This window comes from Labilibacter marinus (genome assembly GCF_001659685.2).
GTDB lineage: Bacteria > Bacteroidota > Bacteroidia > Bacteroidales > Marinilabiliaceae > Saccharicrinis > Saccharicrinis marinus.
This window is the reverse complement of record NZ_LXYE02000049.1, coordinates 14,950-40,584: the sequence shown is the minus strand read 5'-3', so window position 1 is coordinate 40,584 and position 25,635 is coordinate 14,950. Positions and strand designations below refer to the sequence as shown.

Annotated in this window: 19 protein-coding genes; 14 read left to right on the top strand and 5 right to left on the bottom strand. The window is 35.5% G+C overall.

Annotated elements, in window-relative coordinates:
• The first annotated feature begins 2 nt into the window (after positions 1–2).
• From A8L32_RS19585 to A8L32_RS19520, 14 genes are all read left to right on the top strand, one after another.
• The gene (locus A8L32_RS19585; RefSeq protein WP_075591285.1) at positions 3–470 is read left to right on the top strand and encodes a DUF4381 domain-containing protein; all 468 of its coding nucleotides are present in this window, start codon (positions 3–5) and stop codon (positions 468–470) included.
• A complete protein-coding gene (locus A8L32_RS19580) occupies positions 463–1,452 on the top strand; it encodes a VWA domain-containing protein (protein ID WP_075591284.1) in 990 nt (329 codons plus the stop codon). The genes A8L32_RS19585 and A8L32_RS19580 overlap by 8 nt, the downstream gene beginning before the upstream one ends.
• Positions 1,452–3,155: a vWA domain-containing protein gene (locus tag A8L32_RS19575; protein WP_075591283.1), complete on the top strand. Its 1,704-nt coding sequence runs from the start codon at positions 1,452–1,454 to the stop codon at positions 3,153–3,155. The genes A8L32_RS19580 and A8L32_RS19575 overlap by 1 nt, the downstream gene beginning before the upstream one ends.
• On the top strand, positions 3,149–4,504 hold the full coding sequence (locus A8L32_RS19570) for a BatD family protein (protein WP_075591282.1): 1,356 nt from the start codon (positions 3,149–3,151) through the stop codon (positions 4,502–4,504). Before A8L32_RS19575 ends, A8L32_RS19570 begins: the two co-directional genes overlap by 7 nt.
• A 94-nt stretch (positions 4,505–4,598) precedes the next feature.
• Complete coding sequence (gene ilvA / locus A8L32_RS19565; RefSeq protein ID WP_075591281.1) at positions 4,599–5,861, top strand: threonine ammonia-lyase IlvA; 1,263 nt, start codon at positions 4,599–4,601, stop codon at positions 5,859–5,861.
• A 62-nt stretch (positions 5,862–5,923) separates the two neighbouring features.
• Positions 5,924–7,525: a L,D-transpeptidase family protein gene (locus tag A8L32_RS19560; RefSeq protein ID WP_075591280.1), complete on the top strand. Its 1,602-nt coding sequence runs from the start codon at positions 5,924–5,926 to the stop codon at positions 7,523–7,525.
• A gap of 153 nt (positions 7,526–7,678) precedes the next feature.
• Positions 7,679–11,422: a hybrid sensor histidine kinase/response regulator gene (locus A8L32_RS19555; protein WP_083631418.1), complete on the top strand. Its 3,744-nt coding sequence runs from the start codon at positions 7,679–7,681 to the stop codon at positions 11,420–11,422.
• A 132-nt stretch (positions 11,423–11,554) separates the two neighbouring features.
• A complete protein-coding gene (locus tag A8L32_RS19550) occupies positions 11,555–12,007 on the top strand; it encodes a GyrI-like domain-containing protein (protein ID WP_075591278.1) in 453 nt (150 codons plus the stop codon).
• A gap of 166 nt (positions 12,008–12,173) precedes the next feature.
• Positions 12,174–12,536: a DUF3795 domain-containing protein gene (locus tag A8L32_RS19545; RefSeq protein ID WP_075591277.1), complete on the top strand. Its 363-nt coding sequence runs from the start codon at positions 12,174–12,176 to the stop codon at positions 12,534–12,536.
• Between the two features lie 2 nt (positions 12,537–12,538).
• Entirely contained in the window at positions 12,539–13,489 is a 951-nt protein-coding gene (locus A8L32_RS19540) for a helix-turn-helix transcriptional regulator (protein WP_075591276.1), read from the top strand.
• Positions 13,490–13,594: 105 nt separating this feature from the next.
• Positions 13,595–14,020 carry a hypothetical protein gene (locus tag A8L32_RS19535; protein WP_143525173.1) on the top strand — a complete coding sequence of 142 codons (426 nt, stop codon included), beginning with the start codon at positions 13,595–13,597 and terminating at the stop codon, positions 14,018–14,020.
• 177 nt (positions 14,021–14,197) lie between these two features.
• A complete protein-coding gene (locus A8L32_RS19530) occupies positions 14,198–15,703 on the top strand; it encodes an efflux RND transporter periplasmic adaptor subunit (protein ID WP_075591274.1) in 1,506 nt (501 codons plus the stop codon).
• Between the two features lie 70 nt (positions 15,704–15,773).
• Positions 15,774–18,860, top strand: coding sequence for an efflux RND transporter permease subunit (locus A8L32_RS19525; protein ID WP_075591273.1), 3,087 nt, complete (start codon positions 15,774–15,776; stop codon positions 18,858–18,860).
• Between the two features lie 62 nt (positions 18,861–18,922).
• On the top strand, positions 18,923–20,125 hold the full coding sequence (locus A8L32_RS19520; RefSeq protein WP_083631417.1) for a TolC family protein: 1,203 nt from the start codon (positions 18,923–18,925) through the stop codon (positions 20,123–20,125).
• A gap of 73 nt (positions 20,126–20,198) precedes the next feature.
• Here the strand turns inward: A8L32_RS19520 and A8L32_RS19515 are convergent, their stop codons facing one another.
• The 5 genes from A8L32_RS19515 to A8L32_RS19495 all read right to left on the bottom strand — a co-directional run bounded on the left by A8L32_RS19515 (position 20,199) and on the right by A8L32_RS19495 (position 25,105).
• Entirely contained in the window at positions 20,199–21,218 is a 1,020-nt protein-coding gene (locus A8L32_RS19515) for a TRM11 family SAM-dependent methyltransferase (RefSeq protein WP_075591271.1), read from the bottom strand.
• Between the two features lie 100 nt (positions 21,219–21,318).
• Positions 21,319–21,795: an MEKHLA domain-containing protein gene (locus tag A8L32_RS19510; protein ID WP_075591270.1), complete on the bottom strand. Its 477-nt coding sequence runs from the start codon at positions 21,793–21,795 to the stop codon at positions 21,319–21,321.
• 2 nt (positions 21,796–21,797) lie between these two features.
• Positions 21,798–22,646, bottom strand: a complete 849-nt coding sequence (locus tag A8L32_RS23340; RefSeq protein ID WP_083631416.1) for a hypothetical protein — start codon at positions 22,644–22,646, stop codon at positions 21,798–21,800.
• Positions 22,647–22,685: 39 nt separating this feature from the next.
• Positions 22,686–23,297: a 2-oxoacid:acceptor oxidoreductase family protein gene (locus tag A8L32_RS19500; protein ID WP_075591269.1), complete on the bottom strand. Its 612-nt coding sequence runs from the start codon at positions 23,295–23,297 to the stop codon at positions 22,686–22,688.
• Between the two features lie 2 nt (positions 23,298–23,299).
• Positions 23,300–25,105 carry a thiamine pyrophosphate-dependent enzyme gene (locus A8L32_RS19495; RefSeq protein WP_075591268.1) on the bottom strand — a complete coding sequence of 602 codons (1,806 nt, stop codon included), beginning with the start codon at positions 25,103–25,105 and terminating at the stop codon, positions 23,300–23,302.
• Between the last annotated feature and the right edge of the window lie 530 nt (positions 25,106–25,635).

The following is a 25,635-nucleotide window of genomic DNA, read 5'->3' as shown; positions in this document are numbered from 1 at the left end:
ACATGGTACAAAGCGAAAACATTCAATTAAACCCAATTATAGAGGCCACCCCCGCTCCATTTACGATGGATGCAATCGGTTGGAAGATATTGTTGGGCATATTGATTTGTACTATAGTTTATTTCCTTTATAAGCAATGGCTACAATACAAACGTAATGCGTACAGAAGAAATGCCATTACGAATATTCAGAAAATAGCCTTATCAAGCAACCTAGATTTATGGCAGTTAATTGCACAAACCATGCTTATACTAAAAAGAACCGCCTTAATCACTTACGATAGAAAAATGGTGGCTTCCAAAGAAGGGGATGAATGGCTTCATTTTTTAGATGCCTCATTAAAGGACGCTTTTTTTATCAAGCACAAAGAACAAATTATGAGTGCCGTATACAAAAATAAAATAGAGCAAGACTTTAATAAAAACGAATTTACGCAAGCAAGTATTAACTGGATTAAGCGCCATGCCTGATAACTTTCAATTTGCATATCCTTATGTGGCTTTTGCAGCTATTCTACCCTTATTGGTTGCCTTGCTACCTGCCATTAAGTATCGCAGTTCTGCTTTAATTTATCCTTATTTTAATTCGAGTGCACAGGTTTCTAAACAAAAACCTCGTAAATCATCCTATATAAAAAAAAGAAGTTGGGTGACTTCTGTGCTCATGTATATTATCTGGCTATTGTTATTATCCGCCATCGCTTCGCCTGAGTTGGTTGGCAAGCCAGAACGCAAAGTAAAAACCTCCAGAAACTTTTTAATACTTGCCGATTTATCTTTTAGTATGGCCAACAACGATTGGTATATCGATGGCGAACGTGTTACACGATGGCAGGCGGTAAAGGATATTATGCAGGATTTTATCGTGAAGCGTGAAAGTGATAAAATGGGGTTGATATTTTTTGCTACCAACTCATATATTCAGGCTCCGTTTACCACCGATTTAGAAACCGTAAAAACCATGCTAGACGAAGCTGATGTGGGCATGGCAGGACAAATGACCAACATTGGAAAGGCTATTGTAAAAGGTATGGATATGTTCGAAAGGGATACCATCGAAAGCAAAGTGATGTTGCTTTTAACGGATGGTGTAGACGGGGGGACAGAGATACTACCACTAGATGCGGCCAATATGGCTAAGGAAGATTCTACCATTATTTACACCATTGGCATTGGTGATCCGGGTAATAGTTCTTCCGATTTGGATGAAACCACCTTAACCGAAATAGCTGATTTAACGGGAGGAAAATATTTTAGAGCAAAAGATGCTGAAACATTAGAGCAAATTTATGAGGAGCTGGAAACCCTGCAACCTATAGAATATGAAGAAGAGAGTTATACACCTAAAACATTGCTGTATTATTATCCGCTAGGAGCAGCATTGTCATTGGCTCTATTAATGGTTTTCATCAATCATCTAATAGTCATTTTTAAACGATTTACACAGAACTAATGGAAACAAGCTTTGAAAATATCAATTGGGAAGCTTTTCATTTCTTACGCATAGAATATTTATGGGCAGGGACCATTGTTTTGCTCATCATATTTATCGGGTTTCTGTTCTATAAATCATCTGATGCGTGGAAAAAAAACATCAGCAAACAACTACAACCCTATGTTATTCAAAAAGGTACTAACTGGAAACCACGATTAATAAGAATCTCCATTGTACTAATGTTTACCTTGGGCTTTTTATCTTTTTTAGGTCCCACCTGGCACCAAGTTAAAACCCCTACCAAACAGGTTGAATCTAAACTTATTATTGCACTGGATTTATCGCAAAGTATGTTGGTTAAAGATATTTCTCCCAACCGATTAGAACGAGCTAAATTTAAGATTCAGGACTTGCTAAAAGCTAACCCAAGAGCGGAAACCTGTTTGTTAGTTTTTGCAGGATCGAGCCATGTAGCCATTCCATTTACTACAGATTACAAAATAATATTGGATCAGCTGGATGGCTTACAACCTAAAATGATGCCTATTGTGGGCACTGAGTTTAATGCCTTATTTAATAAAATAGGAAAATTGCTGGGTAACAATAAAGCACAGGCCAAAATTCTATTATTAACAGATGATCTAGAGGATATTTCGTTGGAGCAAGTGAGCATCTTTTTAGGGCAACGAAACGTGCAACTCTACCTTTATCCTTTTGCTACACCCACAGGCGGAGTGATTCCTAGCTTTAAAAAGAATTCAGCTATAGATGAAGCTAAACTCCAGAGTTTTGCTGAAATGGATAGAGTAAATATATTACAAATGACTTTGGATGCCAGTGATGTTAACGATTTGGCCAAGGCCATTAGTGATGATTTGGTTTTTGAAGATGAAACAGAAAAGCAAGAAGAAAATTGGCAAGATGATGGATATTGGTTAGTCATTCCTTTGGCCTTTATCTTCCTATTGAGTTTTAGAAGAGGGTGGACAATCAATGGTTTAATACTGCTTGTAGGTTTAAGCTCTTGTTCAGGTGATAACAAGCTAAATAAAGCTAATTTTGAATTTAAAGATTTGTGGTACACGAAGGAATATCAGGCTCAACAAGCGTACGATGCTGAAAAATATTATACCGCTGCTGCCGAATTTAACGACCCCATGCGTAAAGGTGTTGCCTATTTTAAAGCTGGTGACTTTGTGAGTGCACGCACGGCTTTTGAGCAAGACACTTCGGTAAATGCTTTATACAATTTAGGGCTCACTTACGCGCAAATGGGCGAACTGCAACAAGCACAAGCTATCTTTGAAAAAGTACTGGAACGCGATCCTAATAATAAGAATGCTTCTCAAAATGTAGAACAAATTATTGTAGCTAGAGAAGAACTAGGCAATCAGGAGTTAAACAACGAAATGGTACAAGAGAAGGATTTGGCCAAAAATGAGAGAAATGATTCGCCAGAGGATTTAAGTGGTGGTGGACAGGAAGCCACTAAAAAGGATATGGAAAAAAGCCGTAAAGAAGAAACGGCAGAAACAGATCAAAGAAAGGCTAAAGAGATGGAGGAGTTGCCTGATGACTTTAAACCCGGTCAAGGAGCTATGCCAAAGAATATTCTCATGCGTAAGGTAGATGATGATCCTGCTTTATTCTTAACTAAGAAGTTTCATTATCAGGTAAAAAAAGGAATTGTTGAAGTTAATAAAACCAGTAATAAATGGTAAGAAAAATTATTCTACTCTTGGTTTTAGCTTGCATTCAGCACCTTACTGTTGGGCAAGAATTAATCACTCATGTTAAGGTTAATAATAATGAGGTATATATTGGCCAGCCTATTGAGTTAACCGTATCAGTGCACACTTCAACATGGTTTACCTCTGGAATTAATTTAGGAAACATTAATGTTGATGGAGCATTGAGTGTATTCTTTAGATCAGTCAGTAATTCTAAGCGCATCAATGGCAAACAATATGCGGGTGTCTCCTTTTATTACAATGTATTCCCTACGCGAGAAGGAGAAATAACCATCCCAAGTTTATTAATCCAAGTGGAATCTCCTGCGGAAGGTGGTTACAAAGGAATTAAACAACAAGTTAAAACTAAAGAGAAAAAAGTAAATGTTCGTGGCATTCCATTGGGCTATTCTGCCAATAATTGGCTAGTGGCAACAGGATTAAATGTACGCCAGAACTGGAATGCTAGACCTACCCAGATAAAGGTGGGTGATGTTTTGCAACGTAGCATTACATGTTCCGTTGAATCCACTTTATCTGAGTTTTTACCCGAAACACATTTAGATAGTATTAATGGAGTTAGCATTTACCCCAGAAGGGCAATCGTTAACAATCATAAAACCAAAACTACGATTTCTGCTACGCGAACAGAAACCTACAATTACCTCTTTGAAAAAGAAGGAGAAGTGATCATTCCATCCATTCAATATATTTATTGGAATTCCGCTAATAAGCGCTTTTATAATCGAGTTTTAGACTCCATGGTAATTATGGTGCAAGCTAATCCTGATTTGCACATGCTAGAAAGTTTAAAGCAATCCTTGCAGAAAGAAAGCGAAGAAGAGCTCGCAGAGGAAGAGGGTCCTTTCCAAATTTTTGGATTAAGTCCTCAACAGTTGGGTATTTATTCGCTTGTAGCTATCTTGTTATTACTATTTATTATTCTGCTTTTTAAATACCTTAGTATAGCTTTCAAGCAGGTAATCCTTCGTTATAAAGAATCTGAAATAAATGCATTCCGATCACTAAAAAAAGCGGTTGAAGAAAAGCAATACTACACTTTTCTAGTAGCTCTCAAAAATTGGACTAATAAGATGGGAATTGACATTGATTCAGTAGATGAGTTGGTTTTAAATTATGGCTCGTCAGCCGCAACTTCTTTATTTGAAGCCATAAACAAAAGTAGGTTTAAAGATAATGAAACAGGTATGTTACCAGATACCAATCAGATAAATGCGGAACTCAATATGATTCGTAAAAAGATCAAGCAAAAGCAAAAAGCAGCAAAAGCAACTCAAGTCAAGAACACGGAATGGTTAAATCCAGTATCTAAACCTTAATCCTTTGTGTAAGCTTTTTAAAGAACTAATTTTGTTACCTTATAAAAGGATGAAATAGCTATTTGCCACAGGTAAATAGAAAAATTGAAAGTATATGGAACAAGGGCAACAGGAATACTCTCCGAGAATTGAAGATATAAAAGCAGCGGCAGATCGCTTAAAAGGCATCATTCGCAGAACACCGTTAGAATATAACCACACATATTCCGAAAAATATGAGGCGGATATTTATTTTAAAAGAGAAGATCAACAGGTAGTTCGCTCGTATAAAATTAGAGGTGCATATAATAAAATGGCCTCCTTGCCTATTGATCAGATTCAACTTGGCGTGGTATGTGCTAGTGCTGGAAATCATGCACAAGGAGTAGCTTTATCTTGTTTTAAACTGCAAGCCAAGGGCATTATTTATATGCCCACAACTACCCCTGCTCAAAAGATTAAGCGCGTAAAAACGCTGGGCAAAGAATGGGTTGAAGTAGTTCTGGCTGGTGATACCTTTGATGATGCTAATACAGAAGCTTTACAATTCTGTGAAGAGAATAAACTCACTTTTATCCCTCCTTTTGATGATGCTAAAGTGATTGAAGGACAAGGAACTGTTGGAATTGAAATTCATGAAGATTTACCCGATGCCGATTTTATTTTTATTCCTGTAGGCGGTGGTGGATTAACTGCTGGCTTAGGAACTTATTTAAAAGAGTTGTCTCCTAATACAACACTAGTAGGTGTTGAGCCTGCTGGAGCGCCAGCCATGTATAAATCTATAAAAGCTGGTCAGTTAGTTACTTTAGATGAGATAGACAAATTTGTGGATGGAGCGGCTGTGCAGCGAGTAGGTGAACTGACTTTTCCGGTCTGTGAAAAAGCCTTAGATGATATGTTGTTGGTGGATGAAGGTAAAGTATGTACAAAAATCCTGGAGTTATATAACAACGAAGCCATAGTGGCCGAACCTGCAGGTGCACTTTCTATAGCTGCACTAGAACAATATAAGGATCAGATTAAAGGCAAAAAAGTTGTTTGTGTTATCAGTGGTGGTAATAATGATATTACACGAACGGAGGAAATTAAGGAACGCTCGCTATTGCACAGTGGTTTAAAACATTATTTTATTGTACGATTCCCACAGCGACCAGGTGCACTTAAAGAGTTTGTAAACGATATACTTGGCCCCAATGATAATATTGTATTGTTTGAATATGCCAAGAAGATCAATCGAGCTAAAGGCCCTGCTTTAGTGGGTATTGAGCTAAAAGATCAAGCCGATTTTGAGCCTTTGTTAGAGCGCATGAAAGCCAAGAACTTTTTTGGTGAGTATGTAAATAAAAACCATGATTTGTTCGCCTATCTTATTTAATCACGGTATGTCTAAAACCAATCCTGTCTTTGCTTTTATATCTATTTCTCTATTTTTGCACCATGCTTAAAAGGGGATTATATTTATTGGTGCTGTTGGTATTACTATTCGCGTGCAAGTCGAAAGAGGTTGTTGTTGAAATTCCTGAAGTAAAAGAAAAGCCTTTTGTTTTTCCTGAAGATGAAATTGCTCATCATATTAAAAAGCAGTTTGAGTCCTTATCGGATTCTTCACTTATAAATTTATACAAAGGCAATAATTACAAACCATTTTGGCAAAGTGATTCAACTATCCAAAAGGGGATTCACTGGCTTAAAAACAGTTTATATCACGGTTTAAACCCAGATGATTATCATGTGCAAAAGCTTTATAGTTGTTTAAAATACATACGTTGGGATTCTACTTTAAATCACCAAAAATATGCCGAGCTTGACATTCTATTATCCACATCGATTAAAAAGTGTGGAGCGAATATACATTATTCTAAACTAAACCCTAAATCATTTCACTCCGGTTGGAATTTTGAAAAACCTCATCAATTGCCCCATGATTCCATCTGGATAAACCTACTAAAAGTAGGCAAAACAGAGGAACTGAATACGTATTTCCAACCCAACCATGAGCTATACCACGCATTAACTCAGGAGCTAAAACATATATTACTAAACCCCATACAGAACTATCAGGCCATAAGTAATCCCGACTTTCTGTTACAACAAGGAGATTCCAATATTTATGTACTACCTATTAAACGGCGTTTGCTAAACATTCATCCTGATTCGAGTATAACGATGGATTTTAATCAGGAGTTGAGCTATAAGGTAAAACAGCTTCAGCAAAAGCACGGATTAAGCCCAGATGGAATTGTTGGTAAACAAACCTACTATTTTTTAAACTGGAACCAACAACGGTATATTGACGCCATAAAAGTCAATTTAGAACGAGTAAGATGGTTGTCTGATATTTCTTTAGGGGATGGTGTTGTGGTTAACATTCCTGCTCAACAAGCCAACTTATACCATAACGATTCTCTGCTTATATCTTCGAGAGTAATAGTGGGTAAGTCTAAAAATAAAACGCAAGTTTTTAGCTCCAACATAAATTATTTGGTTTTTAACCCCTGCTGGACCGTTCCTAAATCAATAGCTACCACTACCATTCTTCGAGGGATGAAGCGCGACTCCTCCTATTTGCAAAAGCGCAATATGTTTTTAATGCATAATGGTGATGAAGTAGAAATCGATAGCCTTGATACCAGTTTATTAACAGCTAACAACTTCCCCTATGTAGTTTTTCAAAATACCGATCCAGGTAACGCTTTGGGGCAAGTAAAATTTATGTTTAAAAATCGCTACAGCATTTATATGCACGACTCTCCACAAAAGCGATTATTTAATAAAGAAGTTAGAGCATATAGTCATGGATGTATTCGACTACAAAATGCATTATCGTGGTCAGAATTAATACTAAAGAAAGTCGATCAGCAAAGTAAACCCATCAGTTACCACCTTAAAAAAGGTTATCCCGAAAAGGTATATTTAAAAAAGGAAATACCTATAAAAATAGTATACCTAACTTGCTGGTTAAACCCTGAAAATAAACAACTGGTTTTTGGTCGGGATATATACTCGTACGACTATAAGGTTTTATCACAGCTACCATAGCCTACAGCAACTTTTTACATTGAAAACTAACACCTTACCTAGTAATGAGGTATGAATGTTATTCCAATATTTAGTATGTTAAAATTTGTAAATCATCGCGTTTTTTCTATTTTTGATGGCTGACTTTTTCTATTAACTGCTAAATGTGATTTCATGAAGAATGCTCTTTTGGTGTATTTTTTGCTTTTCTTTAATTGCCTCGCATTTAGCAATAAATTCAGCTACTTCCCTTTTAAACAACTCGACCTAGGAGGAAGAGTTGGCATGATTGAATATATTTATAGAGACAAAAATGATTTTCTTTGGATGTCGAATAGCCGTAAAGGACTGATAAAATACGACACCAATACCACACAATTTTTCAGTAACAATCCTTCAGATTCTACTTCCTTATCGGAAAACAGAGTTTATAAGATTATTGAAGACCATCAAGGAACCCTATGGATTGGTACAGGTAATGGGTTAAATCGCTTTGATGAGGATTCCGAGACCTTTACACGATATTACAGTAAGCCAAACGAAGTTATAGATAAACAGGAGTTTTGTGTTTACGACATAATTGAAGATAGCAATAATAGATTATGGTTAGCTACCAACAAAGGCCTTTTTGAGTATGATCGACTACAAGACACTCTGATTAAACAGATTGATTCGGCACAAAAAAATATAACCATGGACTTTTGTGCAATGGACATTGATCTTAACGGAAATATTTGGCTAGCTACTTTTACAAATCAAATTATTAAATACGAAATAGATCAACCTCAATTTAAGGCATACTCTATCGATGGCCTAGGCGATAAAGCAACTAACATTAAATGCTTATTAATTGATGTAGAAGGGAACATATGGTTGGCCACTAACGAGTTTGGCTTTTCATCTATTCAACCCGAAAGTAATAAGCACACCCATTATAAAGAGAATGATAATGGTAAAGGTTTATTTGAAGATGATATAAAGCAACTGTTGGAATATGACGATGAAAATATTTTTATAGCCACGGATCAGGGAGGTTTAAATATTTTTAATAAAAAGACCAAACGATTCTCGTATGTAAGTAATAAACACCGGAATAGTGGCGAATTATCTTCAGATGGAATTTTATCATTTACCATTGATAAAGAAAGGATTCTTTGGGTTGGAACTTCGCGTGGCGGTGTTAATTATTATAACCCCAAAGAAAACCGCTTCTTCAAAATAGAAAAGTCGCCTACCATTTATTATCCTACTATCAACTATTACTTATCTGCAGGTATGGCTAGTTGCTTTCATGAGGATTCAAGAGGTGATATATGGATTGGTACAGATGGTGGCGGCGTAAATTTAATGGATGGAAAGACTGGTCAAATAAAGGTATTTACCTCTAGAAATTCAAACCTATCCTCTAATACTGTTAGATCCATCAGTGAAGATAGTGAAGGAAATATATTTATACTTGGTTGGAAAGATCATATCGACAAGTATATCCATAAAAAAGGCAAGTTTGAACCGGTAAATATTCAAGCCAATCTAAATATTGGCATCGCTAATAATGCATTGTGGTCTATTCATGTAGATGATAAAGATAGGTTGTGGATAACGTACGTAGAAGGGCATATTTTACTGCTTGACAAAAAAGGTAACGAATTATATAAGAGAACCTGTGATTTACGTAATCATCATGGTTATAATTATGTATTTAAGGATAAGTATACCTCAAATGTGTACTTCTTAGGTCAGGATGGATTGCATAAATGGAATGAGGAAAAATTTGACTTTTCAGAACATCTTATCAAAAGAAGAGACTTGTTGTCGGTTCAAATAGATCAGGATGAAAACTATTGGGTAGGAACCAGTAGTATAGGGATACTCTTATACAATAAGAAGTTGGAAGTAATAGAAAATTACGATACAGAATCAGGCCTTACATCCAATGAAATATATGCCATGTTATGCTCCGAGAAAGGTGACGTATGGGTTTCTACATCAAACGGACTAAATCAAATTAATCGCAGTACGAATTCTTTGTTTACTTATCGCCAAGCAGATGGTTTATTAAATAGCCACTTCTTCAGGCAATCTGCCTTTCAAACCAAAAAGGGGATTTTTTATTTTGGTGGTGATAAAGGGGTTGATGTATTTCATCCAAACCGTATTAAGCAAAACAAGTACAAACCCAAAGTATACCTGCAAGCCATTCATATTTATGATGAAGATGGCGTTTTGGTTAAAAGCATTAACAAACCCTGTGGCAATGAAGATATTTATTTAAAATGGAACGAAAACAGGCTTGAGTTTAAATATTACGCCACCAACCATACTTTTCCAACTGAAACCAAATTCAAATACAGCCTTTTAGGTTTTGATAAAACCGTAAAATACATACAAACTAAGGCTAAAAAAGCAAGCTATAATAATATTACATCAGGTAATTACTCCTTTCATGTGATGGCAAGTAACAACGATGGTGTATGGAATGAAGAAGGTGTTAAAGTTAACGTTGTTATTGCAAAACCGTATTGGCTTGAAACATGGTTCTTAGCCCTCGTGATATGTGGTTTAATTCTTACTATTTATGCCATTGTCAAGTGGCGCTTAGCTAGAGTTAGAGTCATCAACGATCACCTGGAAACTAAAGTGAAAAATCGCACCAAAACCATTGAACGACAAAATGCCAAACTCATTGAGCAACGAGAAGAGTTGGTAACGCAAAGCGAACTTCTACAAACCCATAAAACCAAGCTTGAGGTTTTAGTTGATGAAAGAACCGAAGAATTGATTAAAGCCAAGGAAAAAGCAGAAAATTCTGATCGTCTTAAATCATACTTCTTGGCTAATATGTCGCATGAAATTAGAACACCGATGAATGCTATTATTGGGTTTTCCGTTCTCTTGGAAGATGATGGTTTAAGTCCTGAAGAAAGAAGTAAATTTACTCGAATTATTGTTTCAAACTCCAATGCCTTACTTCATCTGATTGAAGATATTTTAGACTTCTCGCAAATAGAAGCCGACCAACTTAAAATAGCTATCAATCCATTTAGTGTTGGTCGCTTGCTCGATGAAGTATATTCATCCTTCTCCTTGAGAAATGAAAATGAAAAGCTTGACATTATTAAGAAGAATGAGATTTCGAGTGCGGATATTCAATTAATATCGGATGAATTTAGAATACGTCAGATACTGGTTAATTTAATTAGTAATGCGCTTAAATTCACCGAAAAAGGCAGCATTACATTAGGTAGTAAAATAGAGACAGATCAAATTAAATTTTACGTTCAGGATACTGGGCTTGGTATGAACGAAGAACAGCTGAAGGTTATTTTTAATCAGTTTGTAAAACTCGATAGAGATCAGTTTAATGCAAAAAGAGGTATTGGTTTAGGCCTAACCATAAGCAAACGTTTGGCCAAAATGCTTGGTGGAGATCTAACCGTTCAGTCCGAACAAAATGTAGGTTCTATATTTGAATTAACCCTTCCTTTAAAGGTGTCTGAAAATGGTAATCATAAAAAACTAGTAGAAGAGCTAAAACATATTGAAAACGTCAATTGGTCGGATAAAAAGATATTAGTGGTTGAAGATGAGCAAACCAATTACACATATTTAAAAGAGGTTTTGCAAAAGTCGGAAGTTCAGTTAAAACACGCCTCAGATGGCGATATGGCAGTGAGTAGTTTGGAACAATGTAAACAATTTGATGTGGTATTGATGGATATTAGAATGCCTAATTTAAATGGCTATAAGGCGCTAGAGAAAATTCGTTCCGTTTGTAAAGATCAAGTCATTATTGCCCAAACAGCCTATGCCCGACCAGAGGATAAAAAGAAGATTAAAGAGGCTGGCTTTAACGACTATGTATCTAAACCCATCTTACCCGAAACCCTTTATAATGTGCTTCATAAGTACCTTTCTTAAATAATCATCTTTTGATTTTACTTATTAGGCATTAGATTATTTCCAAAAAAATATTCCTTTCAAAAAACTACTGACATACTGTTGTCACAGCTATGCTTTTTCTTTGTATTACATTAATAAAACTTAATCAAAATGGAAACAAAGAAAATTGAAAAGACACTGGTTGCATCTCATTCGCTAAAAACTACATTATCTAAAATTTACGAAGCTGTTGGAGTTATTCCAAACAAAGTGAAAGAAGGGATAGAAAAACAAAACATTTCGCCTGTAGCTCCACAAATCTGGAACTATATTGATTGCAATGGCAGCATGGATGCTGAATTCACCCTGGAAGTTTGTATCCCCGTGGATAAAAAAGGAACGGATACCGAGTTTATTAGCTACAAAGAACTGCAAGATTTTTCATGCGAAGCACATACGCATAATGGACCATGGAGCGATTTCGTTGAAGTCTATCCTAAACTATTTGGCGAACTGGAAAAACAAGGCAAAGCCTATACAGGTAATGTACGCGAGGTATATCACAATTGCGATTTTGAAGATCAGAACAAGTGTGTAACTGAAATTCAGATTGAAGTAAAATAGTGCTTGCCCCAAAAATCTAATTTCTTCGTGATGCTCTTGACCGTAAAGCTTTCGATTCAAGCACTTAGGAAGATTCGTAGTTTTTATTGACATTAAATAGCCATTGAAGGATTCTTTTCTGAGCTAAGGTTTAGAAAAGAATCCAACTTTATAAAAACCCACTCCCATGACAAAATTAAGATCCGTTCAAGATCCAAAACTAGTTGCTTTTTGTGGCTTGTATTGTGGAACATGCCGAAAATATTTAAAGGGTAAGTGCCCTGGATGTAATGAAAATACCAAAGCAACCTGGTGTACAATTAGAGATTGTAATCTCGATAATAAACTCAGCAATTGTTCGCAATGTAATATGGAAGGCATAGAAGCTTGCAAAAAGTTGAACAATCCTATCGGCAAAGTATTCGAGTTTGTATTTAGAACAGATAGATTGGCAAGCCTAAAATATATTGCAGCAAATGGAGAGCAGCTGTATTCGGAGAAAATGTGTAGTTTAGGGCTAATGTCTATTAAAAAACGACAAACCATTTAATTGTGAACCGCATTGACCGACTTAGTGCAATTTTAATACAATTGCAGAGCAAAAAAATAGTAAAAGCACAAGAAATAGCCGATAGGTTTGAAATTAGCCTAAGAACAGTATACCGTGACATTCGTGCCCTAGAAGAAGCAGGTATACCCATTGGTGCTGAAGCTGGCGTTGGTTATTTCTTAAGTTCCGAATTTCATCTACCGCCTGTTATGTTTACCATTGAAGAAGCAAGTGCGTTTTTATTGGCTGAGAAGCTGGTAGGTAAACTATCGGACACGAAGGTAAGTAATGCCTTTGAAAGCGCTTTATTTAAGGTTAAATCGGTATTAAAACACAGCGAAAAGGAACATCTAGATAAACTGAATAATAAAATTGCGGTTTTTAATAATGATCCAGTAGGTGGTAAAAAGGAAAACCTTTTTTTATTTGATATTCAAACTGCCTTAGCCAATAGGCAAGTGCTTGAAATTACATACACCGCTAACTATAACAAGCAGTGCACCACACGCATTGTTGAACCCATCAGTTTGTGTAATTACGATATGAAATGGCATTTAATAGCCTATTGTAGATTACGCAATGATTACCGCGATTTTAGATTAGATCGATTGGAATCGGTTAACATGCTAGATGAAAATTATGACGAAAAAGGTCATCTCTCATTAACTGAATATTTCGATAGAATGGCTAAAGAAAATAGCCTATATACCATTGAACTCAAATTACATGAAAGCCTTATAGAACAAGCTGGGTCTACCAAGTATTGGTTTGGGCTTACAGAGGAAATTAAAGAAGGAGAATGGATACACATGACATTTGCACATTCTGACATCGAGCTTTTTGCCAAATGGTTACTTAGCATGGAAAACAAAGTGCAAATTATATCTCCTCCTGAATTAAAGCTTATTATACAAAAGAGAGTAGAAGAGTTGAGTCGTTATTATCTAACTTAATAGGTTTTCTGAACTCATTTTTCACTATCCCAATATGTTGGTATTTTTCACTTATTAGAATATCATTAACTGCATCTCATCTTTTTTATTACTATTTTTGTATCGATGAAGAATGTACGGAAGCATATGGCATTTATGTTATTAGGCATTTACCTTGCGGTATTTGCCCATAATGCTATCCCGCACCATCATCACACACAATTTGTAGATGAGTTAGTTCATACTCTATTGCAAGATGATGATCATCATCATCATGAGCCAGACCATCATCAACATGAAGGCTCTGAACATCACCAACGAGAATATGGTAATCATTGTCATGAAAGCCACAAACACGAATATCATCAATACGAAACTGTACTTTCGGATGTAAAAACAACATTTGACTGCTTCGATGTATTTGGCGGGTTTGCCGAGGGTGGTGCTATTTGTCGTGAGAAAGAGGTATTCTTATGTATTGAATACTTAATTCAATTAATTGCTTGGGATAAATCTGTCCAAACTCTTCGTGGACCTCCTATAGTAGCATAAGAGCTTTGTATACCAACTTCTGGGTATACTATAATCATCCATAATTACTGAATTTAATCTCAGTACAAAACCGTTTTAACCATAAGGTAGCTATAACAATTCTATCATTAGAATAATGTTACATGCCCTCCTTATAGGCTAAATATTAGGTTCTGAAATATTACAATTTACAACAATATGCTACAACTTAAATATATTTTCCTTTTAATAGTATTGCTTAAAACAATTAGTTTAGGTGCTCAACACAATCATCAACATAGTGAAGAAATTCCAACTATTAAGTTTAGTCAGATTATCAATAAGGTGGAGATATTTGCAGAATACACTTCGCTCGTTCTGGGTCAGAATTCCCGATTCATATGTCATTTTACATCCATAGATCAATATAAACCCATATCAAATGCAACAGTAGAGCTTTATTTTAATGATATATTAATTGAGCAATCAGACAAGGTATTGAGAAATGGAATTTTCGTTTTAAACTTTACTCCACAAACCACTTCCTCTGGTAATTTAATGGTGGTTTTAAAATATAACCAACTCTCATATGCATTTAGTTTTAAAGACTCTCGAATTTTTACCAGTACACATGAATCTATTCATGAGGTAAACACAGTAATTGAACCTGATATTGTTTTTTTAAAAGAACAAGCCTGGGGAGGTGAATTTGGTGTAATTCAAATAAAAAAGAAACCTTTTGAAGATGTCATCCACACATCTGGAGAACTTCTCTCTTCCGTTGATAATAAAATTGCCATTGTTGCGCAAAGTGATGGAATCTTAAAACTCAGAAATGAAGTATTACTCGGGAAGCGTTACTTAAAAGGGCAGTCACTAGGTATAATTAATGGCAAAAATATGGAGAATAGCCGTGAACTTTCATACAAGACTGCGTACGCTATCTTTATAGATGCTGAAGCTAATTTTATTATGGCCTCACAGCTTGTTCAAAAACAAACTATTTCGCGAAAAGAGTACCATAGAATAAAAGCCATTTATGAACAAGCCAAGGCTAAAATGGAAGTTTACGGTTACTTTAATAACGACGGAAAATATGTGGCAAACGATCAACCTGGAATTACAAATATATTGAGCCCGAGAGAGGGCTATATTTCTGAGATAAAAGCAATAAATGGCACTTACATACAAAAAGGAGAAGTTATCGCTCAAATAAATGTGGGAGAATCATACCTACTAAAGGTTGATTTTCCGAAACATGAGTTCAATAAACTTGCACAAGTAACAGATGCCAATTTTATACCTGAATATCTCGAAGAAGAAGAGGTACTGTCTGTTTTAGAGTTAGGAGGCGTTCCACTTAAAAGCAATCAGAAAGCGGCTACAAGTTCACCATATATTCCTTACTATTTTAATCTCCCTAGCCACCATAAAATCATTCCTAATTCCTATGCTTCTGTCAGTATTAAATGCAAAAATATAGGCAACAAAAAAGAAATGGTCATCCCTATTTCAAGCTTAATTGAAAAGGAAGGAAGCTATTGGGTGTTTGTTGAACTAGAAGGTGAAAATTATACAAAAAGGGAAGTGACTATTGGCGATGATAATGGTCAAGATGTAATTGTTTTATCCGGTCTTACAGAAGGTGAAGTTGTTGTAACCAGAGGAGCTTACCGAGTTAAACAAGCAGCATTAAGTAGCGATATTCCTGAACATACGCACTAGATTAATAAGCACTTTTTGGTATGAAGGTTATTGCCCTATATAGCCTTCGCAGATTTATTAAGACAAAGTCATGGTAAAAAATATAATCAAGTTTTCTTTAAATAATAAGTTATTCATATTGGTTTTAGCCATCCTCGTCTCTATAGGAGGTGTGTATACTGCCGCCAACATGGATACAGATGTATTTCCTGATTTAACCGCACCAACTGTAGTTGTTATGACGGAAGCGCGAGGTATGGCACCCGAAGAGGTAGAACGTTTAATTTCGTTTCCGATAGAAACCATGGTTAATGGTTCTACAGGAATAAGAAGAGTACGTTCATCATCCGCTCAAGGCTTTTCTCTAGTTTGGGTAGAATTTGATTGGGATATGGATATATATAATGCCCGACAAATTGTAAGCGAGAAACTGCAAATGGTATCAGACCGAATGCCCAATGGTGTTAGTAAACCTACTTTAATGCCACAATCATCTATCATGGGTGAAATTTATATTTTAGCATTAAGCTCCGATTCTATTTCGAATATGGAATTACGCTCATTAGCAGACTGGAATATACGAAACAGACTACTAGCAATAGAAGGAGTAGCTCAAGTAAGTACCTATAGTGAAGAAAAAAAGCAGTACCAGGTCAATATTGATCCACATAAAATGGCGTATTACGATGTTGGTATTGGTGAATTACTTGAAATATTAAGCGAAGGAAACAAGAATGTATCTGGAAGTTTTATTGAAGCACATGGGAACAGATATGTTATTCGAGGTATGGCACGCACATCCGATGTGAAGAAATTAGGCAATAGAATAGTCAAAACAACCAACGGTAAACCTATCTGCCTCAATCATGTAGCTGAGGTAACTATTGCTTCGGCTCCTACCATTGGAGGCGCTAGTTACGAAACCCTTGATGCTGTTGTAATGTTAGTAACCAAACAACCTAAAACGAATACCCTTGATTTAACAGAGAAAATTGATGCTACACTAGACGATATTCAAGCAAATTTACCAAGTCATATAACTATTCATCGCGATATATTTAAACAAGCTAGTTTTATAAAAAGTGCTGTAGGCAATGTGGGTGATGCTTTATTCGAAGGAGGTATTTTTGTGGCTATTATACTCTTCATATTTTTAATGAATTTTAGGGTAACCATTATTTCTCTTATTTCTATTCCCGTTTCCTTACTAATTACTGTAATTACCTTAAAACTAATGGGACTAGGCATTAACACCATGGTATTAGGAGGTATGGCCATAGCAATTGGTTCTTTGGTTGATGATGCCATTGTTGATTTAGAAAATGTATATAAACGACTGAGAGAGAATGCCCAAAAACCTGAAAAGGAGCAACAAAGTCAGATAAAAGTGATATACAATGCTTCTTTAGAAATTCGTTCATCCATTGTAAATGCCACCCTCATCATTATGGCAGCTTTTATTCCTTTGTTTTTTCTAAGCGGAATGGAAGGCAGAATGCTTAAGCCTTTGGGATTTACCTACGTAATTTCTCTCTTTGCTTCTTTAGTGGTTGCCATGACATTAACTAATGTTTTAGAGGTGTATCTATTAACCAATAAACGCTTACTAAAGAAACATGCCAATGGAAGTTTTGTAGAAAGAAAGCTAATACAGTTCTATCGTACAATTTTAGAAAAGGCCATGCATCTTAAAAAGGTCATTTTAATATCTGTGGCATTCATTTTCCTGGTTTCTATGATAATACTAGGTCAATTTGGACGTAGTTTCCTACCAGAGTTTAATGAAGGTAGTTTTACTATTGTAGTCACAACTTTGCCTGACATATCATATCCTGAGGCCAAAAGAACCATGCGCGAAGTAGAACGGGTACTCATGTCTATTCAGGAAATAGGAAGCGTTGAAGGGCGATTAGGAAGAGCTGAGTTAGCAGAACATTCAGCAGGTTTAAATACTATGGAGTTTGATATGCCATACCAGTTAGGTGACAAGAATAAAGAGACATTTTTAAATGAAGTACGAAGTAGGTTAAATACAATTCCTGGCATCGTTTATGAATTAGGACAGCCCCTTACTCATCGTATCAACCATATGATGTCAGGCACAAGAGCAGTTATTGCCATTAAACTTTTCGGCCCTGAGGTGGAGAAACTACATGTTTTAGGAGAAGAAATAAAAAAATCTATTTCAGACGTAGAAGGAGCTGTTGATATAGCCGTCGAGCAGCAGGTAAATGTTTCTCAAATTAAAATCATACCTAAAGAGCATAATTTAAATAGTTATGGCATAAGTATGAACGAGTTTAATAACTTTATTGAAACTGGCTTTGGTGGAAATATTGTTGCATCGGTATTTGAAAAGGAACGAATGTTTGATTTGCAAGTTCGTTTTAAGAAATCTTTTAGAAACAATATGGAGCAGATAAAAAATGCACGGATATTTACTGCTTCAGGAAAATCTGTTCCTTTACGTTATGTCGCAGAGGTAAAATCATCATCTGGTCCAAATGTAATTAACCGCGAAAATGTTAGGCGCAAGTTGGTGGTATCTGCCAATGTAGCTGAGCGAGATGTGCACAGCGTGGTATTAGACATTCAAAGTAAAATTGCATCTAAAGTAAATATACCTGACGGATACTTTATTGAATATGGAGGTCAGTTTAAAAGTGAAGAAAAAGCTTCCAGAACACTTTGGATAGCCTCCATATTTGCCTTACTTATTATTTTTTTGCTCTTGTATCAGGAGTTTAGAAACACTACAACAACAGCCATTATATTATTGAATCTTCCCTTGGCATTAATAGGTGGTGTTATGGCTATTTGGATGACTTTTGGAGAACTTAACATTCCAGCCATCATAGGGTTTATTACCTTGTTTGGTATAGCCACTCGGAATGGTATTTTATTAGTTTCTAGATATAATACTTTAAAGGAAAAAGGTCTTGATTATTATGATATAATTATAAAAGGTTCCAGTGATAGATTAATACCAATTTTAATGACAGCATTAACCGCTGCTTTAGCTTTAATCCCTATGGCTTTAGCCTCTGATGCTGCAGGAAACGAAATTCAAAGTCCAATGGCTATTGTAATTTTAGGAGGTTTACTAAGTTCTACCCTGCTTAACTTATTTGTACTACCTATCATATTTATGATACGAGAAAAACGAATGGATAGATAATCTACTATCCACGCCAAAGTAACCCTATAAGATTCATTATACCTTAATATAAAACATAAAATATGCGATATATAGTAAAAATAACAACCATATTTATACTCGGTGTAAATTACATGTATAGTCAAGCTCAAGAATTACCCTTTAATCAGGACTTTATAGATTTAGTCGAGAACAACAGCTCTACCCTTAATGCTTATAAAGAGAAAATTGAAGCTGATAAACTAGTAGCAAGAGTAAACTTAAACCCGCAAAATCCCGAAGCCAGAATCAGCAGAACCAATAACGGAGATAGTTTTAATCAAGAAATTGAAATTACCCAAGAGCTAGACTTTCCTACTGTATACTCCAATAAACGTCACATCTCAAAATTAGAACAAGATCAACTTGAAACCTCATTACGTTTTTTTAAGCGTGATGTAGTATGTAAGGCCTATAGTAAGCTGGTATATTTTACTTACTGTAAAAACATGTTTAACATACATCAAGAAAGATCTTCTCGTATATCAAACATTAAAATGCATATGCAAGAAAAGTTTAAACTTGGAGATATTTCTGGTATAGAATTAACTAAGGCTAACATGGAAGCTAGCATTCTGCAAAGCAAAGTCAATAAATACCATACAGAGCTCATTAATGCGAAAAAAGAATTAGCCTATTACATTGGAGATGTTGATAAACAAGAAGGAGTTATGCAGCTTATCTCTTCAAAAAATATGGTATTTAAAGATGATTCTTTAAATAAAGCATCATTAAAATCTAAATGGGTAGAGCAAAATACAGGTGTAAATGAAGCCATATTTATGTATCTGATCAGCGATAAAAATATAGGCTTGGCAAAAGCACAATCTTGGCCTAAGTTCTCTATAGGTTACCGAAGAGATGAGAACCAATCAATAGCTATGAATGGAGTAGCGTTAGGTATGTCTATTCCTTTATGGGAAAATAAAAACACTGTAAAACAAGCCAAAGCTAATAAAGCATTTGCACAGAGTTACGAAGCAGACAAACGTATTTTGGCAGAACTGCATTTTGAAAAGCTTTATCAGGAAATAGTCGAGAATAAACAAATCCTGCAGTTATTAAAGAATAGCTTTCGTGAAGAAGAAATAGAAAGTCAGCTCTCATCATCTTTAGAAGAGGGATATATTTCTGTGTTGGAATATTTTAATCAACTAGAGGCATATCATCAAATTGAGGATGAATTACAAGAAAGAGAACGTTCTTATAAATTAGCCTACATTGAGTTATTAAAAGTGGAATTGTAAATTACCTTTCATCTTCTGCAAGAGAAAATATTTTAAAAGGCTTATGGTACTGTATACTCAAACAAAGTATTAATTAAACATGCTTCTCGCAAACCCATATTTTACGGGTAAACTTTGCCTTGCCGCTTTTTTTGATACTACAACTATCCAGTAAGGTCAACCCAGCATGGCTTATTTGTTCTTCAATATCTACTATTGAAACTATTACCAAACGCTTGCTAATATGAGCCGTAGATTCAATAATATGAGCAATACTATCATCATGGGCATAGCTAAAATGATTGTAAGGTAAATCAATTATAGCCGCATCGTAATTTTTACTGATATCTTTGATATCAGAATTATAAACCTCAGCGGAATAATTAAAATGAGCTAAATTCTTACGTACATGCCTACATATTTTTGCATTAATATCGCAACCTTCAATATCTACTCCAGCAAAACAAGCTTCTAACATGATGGTACCTACCCCGCAACAGGCATCCAACAAAGTTCTCTCTTTATCCCTTTCTGCAGCAATATTGATCAATGCCTTAGCTATATTTATATTGATGGAGTTACTATAAGAACAAGGTTTTTCTTTGTGCTTAAGCCAATCGAATTCGTCCTTATTTAAAATGCCAAAATACCAAACTCCCGCCAAGTAACATAAACCATAGGTTACGGTAGGTTTATAATAATCGGGCGTACCTTCAATGCTGAAACCAATGTCTTTAAGTTTTGTTAATCGCACAGGATATTCTGTAGTATCGCCATGTAACACCACATATTCTACTTTAAAACCTTCAATATGTATATTTTCATTTTTGATTTTAACAATCAGTTCAGCATAATCCTCCGAAGCCTCCATAACATCCAAGCGACTTTTTATAAAGGCACTACTAGATGGTTCTACCTTTATAGTTGATAAAAGTAGTTTATCCTTTTCTTCCTCATTAAAGATATACTTCGATTCGAGTTTGCATAAATCACCTTCCGTAAGGTCGTAGGTAAAAGAATAAATGTATTTGTTGGTAGGCATATATTGCTTAAGTATTTGAGGCTTATAACCGTGATATCGGTTATTAAATGCTGGCCAAAGGTAATTATTCATTTTTATCCTTTAGGCTAATTTTATTCTTTTGTTTAAACCAATAAAACCTCAAAAGCAACATGGTATATTAGCAAGTCATTTCTCGATAATGTAAGCGAGTTTACAAATATTCATATTTATCGAACATAGCTGCTTGACCAATTCTATTTCCCTCTGAATCATATACATTCCAAAGGATTACATTCCTTATTTCAAATCTTTTACCTGTTTTAGATATTCTAATACCAGAATAGTTTTTTGAAAATCCTTTCTCGGCAACCTCAGCTAAAAATTGTTCTCTTGTAGCTCTCTCATCACTTTCTGCAGAATACTTAGATGGCATATTGGTAAACTCATCCCAAGTCATTTCAAAGAGACTAAGTGCTTTTTGATTTGCGTAGTTAAATGTGGGATCGTTTGAACCATTATGAGCTAAGAGTACGTAATCGGAATTGAAAACTTGTTTGGCTTGTTCTTCTATGCTCAATGAAAAGTCAACTATCTCAATATTAGCCAACTTTTTCAGGCTACTGGTGATTAGATGAATATATTCTTTTAGGTAACTATTTTCACTATTCGATAAACCAGTCTTGTTCATTATTAGAGTATCAATTTAACTGCTTCTATCACCGTCATTTTTTCTTTGATGTTTCTGTCTTTAGCTATTTGATTACAAACAGAAATTATGCCATTAGTAAGTACATCTTGCCCATTAAAAATCTCTGCACTCATGCAGTCAACAGTACATGCTAGGATTCCTGCATCGGTTAATGATTCAAGGCTTTTTATACCTGCACTATTTTTACCGATTCCTGCATCATTAAAAAATACAGCTTTAACCTTACGCTTCTGGGCATAATGTCCTGCACTTAAACCGCCATGTGATCCACACACAACAATATCATCAGCATTACTCTCATTTAAAAAAGTGATGCTATCTGTAACTGTAACATCTATTCCGTCTATTTGAGTTTGAGTCTGTTTTTTTAAGTCTGCCTTGTTATCCTTTGCTTCGCTCTCTGAATAAGAATCTATTCTCCTATCGTTTTGTGTAGATGGAATGAGCTCAACAATTTGGGCTATTTTGATAACGGCCTCTTTTACAGAATCACCGATTTTAATTCCTGCAGCTTTAGCTTGAGGTGTAGCGTGACTGATGATTCCACTTTGCCAGGTATCACGAGAAATGCCGATCTCAGCACTATTGTGACTAACAGAGCAAGCCAGAATATCCTCAGCCTCATAATGGGTAAGACCTCTGATTCCTGCTTGATTTTTTCCTACTCCCGCATTGTTCAAAAAAACCACTTTTACATGGCAGTTATTTACGTGCTTGGCCAAATCCCTATTACCTCCGCAATGAGATCCGCAGACCAGAATTGGATTTGTATTGTTAGCTTGTAAATCACCTAAACTATCCAGTAATACAACACCTTTAGGTAATTCCATGATCATTTCTCTTACAACTTAACTATTATTGATTGATGACTATCTGGATGCAAGTTCAGCGTTAGCAATCTCTGTTCCTTTTTTGTATGCTATTATATTTCCTTCAACAAACTTTTCAGGAACACTTTCTCTTACAATTTGAATCATCTCTTCATGAGAATAGCCCCTGAACTCAGCGTAATAACCAAGCATAACAACATTCATCATTTTGTTGATATTAAAATCAGGACTTTTATGTACTTCAGGATCTACAATAAATGTTTCGTTCTCTGAGCGTTTTATCATCTCTGTTTTAGACTCAGGCAAATCTTTTTGAAGTCTGGTGTTTACACTGGTAGAAGTTAATTCATAAGTACTTGAAAAAACCACGCCATCTTCTTTTAAGCCATGCAAATGTCTAAGCGTTTCCGTTTGCTCAAAAGATATGACGTAATCCACATCTCCCGCTTTAATAAACGGCGACAGCACAGGTTTATCTGAATACCTAAAATGACTTTCAACACCCCCGCCACGCTGACCTAGGCCAATCACATCAGATATTTTTAACTCGTACCCAAGTTTCATATAAAACTTACTTAAGAGGTTACTGAAAAGCAGAATACCTTGTCCTCCTACTCCAGCAATTATAATATTTTTTCCTGTGTCCTGCATTTTTATGATTTTATAGCTTCAAACTTACATGCAGTAGAACATAGCCTACAGCCCGTACATATATCTTGGTTAATAACTATCTCAACCGATCCATCCTCTGCTTTTTTACTCTCAATAGCTAAACATCCAACATCTATACACTTTCTGCATTTAACACATTTGTCTTGGTCAATGTAACTTGGTGTTTCTTTAGGAAGTTTGAATTTTGTAACACATGGTTTTTTAACAATGACTACAGAATTGGTTTCTGCACTTACCGCATTAAGGATGGATTTCTCTAAATCATCAAACTCGTAAGCATCAACAGTAACAATATCTTTAACACCAATGGCTTCGCATACCGTAGCAATATCCAGTTTGTTTTCAGGTTTGTAATTAAACCCAAACTCACTAGAGGCTACATTCTGTCCCCCCGTCATAGCAAGACAGCTGTTATCAACAATAATTACGGTTGATTTACTGTCATTGAATATCAGGTTCATCAATCCATTGATTCCTGTTGCCCAAAAACCACCATCGCCAATCATAGCCACAAAGTTTTCCTTGTGATCCTTAGCTATGTTGTATCCATGAGCCAAGGCAATACTGGAACCCATACATTTTTGTAAAGAATAGGACTCCATATGAGGAAAACAACCGATTAAACCACAGGTAACATCGGCAGCAGCCTTTATTTTATGTTTTCTTAAAATTTGCGAAATAAAAAGGTGAGAACAACCCGCACAACTTACCGGAAGTCTGAAAGGAACTCCTTCTATCGGCGTTCTTTTAGGTGCATTAGGAACAAGTTTTTCCTCAATAACATCTGGTGTAAAACGCATCATATCAGGAAACTTAGGAAATAGTTCTTTTCCAATTACTGAAACTCCTAAATCCTTGATGTTCTTTTCCAGAAGATCATGGCCATCTTCAATTACATAGAGTTCATCTACATGTTCGGCCAACTCTTTAATCATCTTTTCTGGAAGTGGCATAACCAATCCCAGTTTTAAAACCGAAGCTTCAGGTAATACTTCCTTAACGTAGTAGTATGGCGTACCTGCAGTTATAACACCAATCTTTTTATCGTTAAGCTCTAGCCTATTCATATCAAAGTCATTGCTATTCTGAGCTAAGCGCTTCATATTAGCCGTAAAGTCATTAAAGCATTTGGTCAACTTTGGATGTTCAGAACCTTTAGCTTTAGTCATAATGGTTGTCATTATAACCTTACTGAAACTTACTGGATATATTTCTCTGCATTTGACTTGATAAGTATAGTCTTCGTCATATTCAACTTTACTAGTTGTTTTACATATTACAGATGTAATTTTTAAGATAACTGGAGTACTATATTCTTCGCTAATTTCGAATGCCTTAACCATAAGATCTTTGGCCTCCTGACTGTCACTTGGCTCCAATACCGGAATATTAAACATATTCCCATAATGGCGAACATCGTTATAATCATCACCTGCAATACGACCCACATCATCACCTACAACCAATACCAATCCACCATTTATCTGACTACCTGCAGCACCTCCTAAAGCATCAGCAGCTACGTGTAAACCCACCGTTTTCATTATGGCCAGACTCCGATAACCAGCGAATGAAGCGCCAATAGCTACTTCTAAACCCACTTTCTCGTTAGTCGACCATTCACAATAGATTTCTGGATATTTATGTTGCGTATAATCCATTACCTCCGTGGAAGGAGTACCCGGAAATCCGGCAGCAACTTTCACACCTGCTTCAAACGCTCCTCTGGCAACGGCTTCGTTACCATTCATCATTTTTACTGCGGTAAACTCATTTCCTGTCTTCATATTAAAAGATGACTTATATCAATGTTTTGTAACAATCGCCAAAAATAGATAAATTATAGTCTGCAACAAATTCGGATAGCACTTTAATTAAAAATCAACGGTATTATTATGCGTAAATCATTAAGTTTTTATAAAGTCACTGTGCTGATAGACATTTAAAAATACAATCTAACATTTTATAACGAGAATAGAAATATCTTCTTTTGCGTTAACATTCTTTTAAAACATCTGAAATGGTGTTGAATATATAACTGTCTTCATTAAATAAATGATCAGAAAACAACCTTACTCTTTTTGCTATAGTAAATATACATCTTACAAAACTGATCAGCTGATTATTTTCACTCATTTCAAAAATCAGGCAATAAGAGCACCCATCTGTTTCCTATCTTCCCCATTTATTATCATATCTGTTGGATTTATATAAACGAATGTACAGAAAGTCATTCGCAAAATAAGTTACAGTAATATTACTGTAACTTTTCACACCTGTAACTATATACATAGCAATAGATTGCATTTTTAGACAT

Coding starts and splice junctions, on each gene's coding strand:
- A8L32_RS19585 (WP_075591285.1), top strand. CDS start 3: ATGGTACAAAGCGAAAACATTCAATTAAACCCAATTATAGAGGCCACC.
- A8L32_RS19580 (WP_075591284.1), top strand. CDS start 463: ATGCCTGATAACTTTCAATTTGCATATCCTTATGTGGCTTTTGCAGCT.
- A8L32_RS19575 (WP_075591283.1), top strand. CDS start 1,452: ATGGAAACAAGCTTTGAAAATATCAATTGGGAAGCTTTTCATTTCTTA.
- A8L32_RS19570 (WP_075591282.1), top strand. CDS start 3,149: ATGGTAAGAAAAATTATTCTACTCTTGGTTTTAGCTTGCATTCAGCAC.
- ilvA (WP_075591281.1), top strand. CDS start 4,599: ATGGAACAAGGGCAACAGGAATACTCTCCGAGAATTGAAGATATAAAA.
- A8L32_RS19560 (WP_075591280.1), top strand. CDS start 5,924: ATGCTTAAAAGGGGATTATATTTATTGGTGCTGTTGGTATTACTATTC.
- A8L32_RS19555 (WP_083631418.1), top strand. CDS start 7,679: ATGAAGAATGCTCTTTTGGTGTATTTTTTGCTTTTCTTTAATTGCCTC.
- A8L32_RS19550 (WP_075591278.1), top strand. CDS start 11,555: ATGGAAACAAAGAAAATTGAAAAGACACTGGTTGCATCTCATTCGCTA.
- A8L32_RS19545 (WP_075591277.1), top strand. CDS start 12,174: ATGACAAAATTAAGATCCGTTCAAGATCCAAAACTAGTTGCTTTTTGT.
- A8L32_RS19535 (WP_143525173.1), top strand. CDS start 13,595: ATGAAGAATGTACGGAAGCATATGGCATTTATGTTATTAGGCATTTAC.
- A8L32_RS19530 (WP_075591274.1), top strand. CDS start 14,198: ATGCTACAACTTAAATATATTTTCCTTTTAATAGTATTGCTTAAAACA.
- A8L32_RS19525 (WP_075591273.1), top strand. CDS start 15,774: ATGGTAAAAAATATAATCAAGTTTTCTTTAAATAATAAGTTATTCATA.
- A8L32_RS19520 (WP_083631417.1), top strand. CDS start 18,923: ATGCGATATATAGTAAAAATAACAACCATATTTATACTCGGTGTAAAT.
- A8L32_RS19515 (WP_075591271.1), bottom strand. CDS start 21,218: ATGAATAATTACCTTTGGCCAGCATTTAATAACCGATATCACGGTTAT.
- A8L32_RS19510 (WP_075591270.1), bottom strand. CDS start 21,795: ATGAACAAGACTGGTTTATCGAATAGTGAAAATAGTTACCTAAAAGAA.
- A8L32_RS23340 (WP_083631416.1), bottom strand. CDS start 22,646: ATGGAATTACCTAAAGGTGTTGTATTACTGGATAGTTTAGGTGATTTA.
- A8L32_RS19500 (WP_075591269.1), bottom strand. CDS start 23,297: ATGCAGGACACAGGAAAAAATATTATAATTGCTGGAGTAGGAGGACAA.
- A8L32_RS19495 (WP_075591268.1), bottom strand. CDS start 25,105: ATGAAGACAGGAAATGAGTTTACCGCAGTAAAAATGATGAATGGTAAC.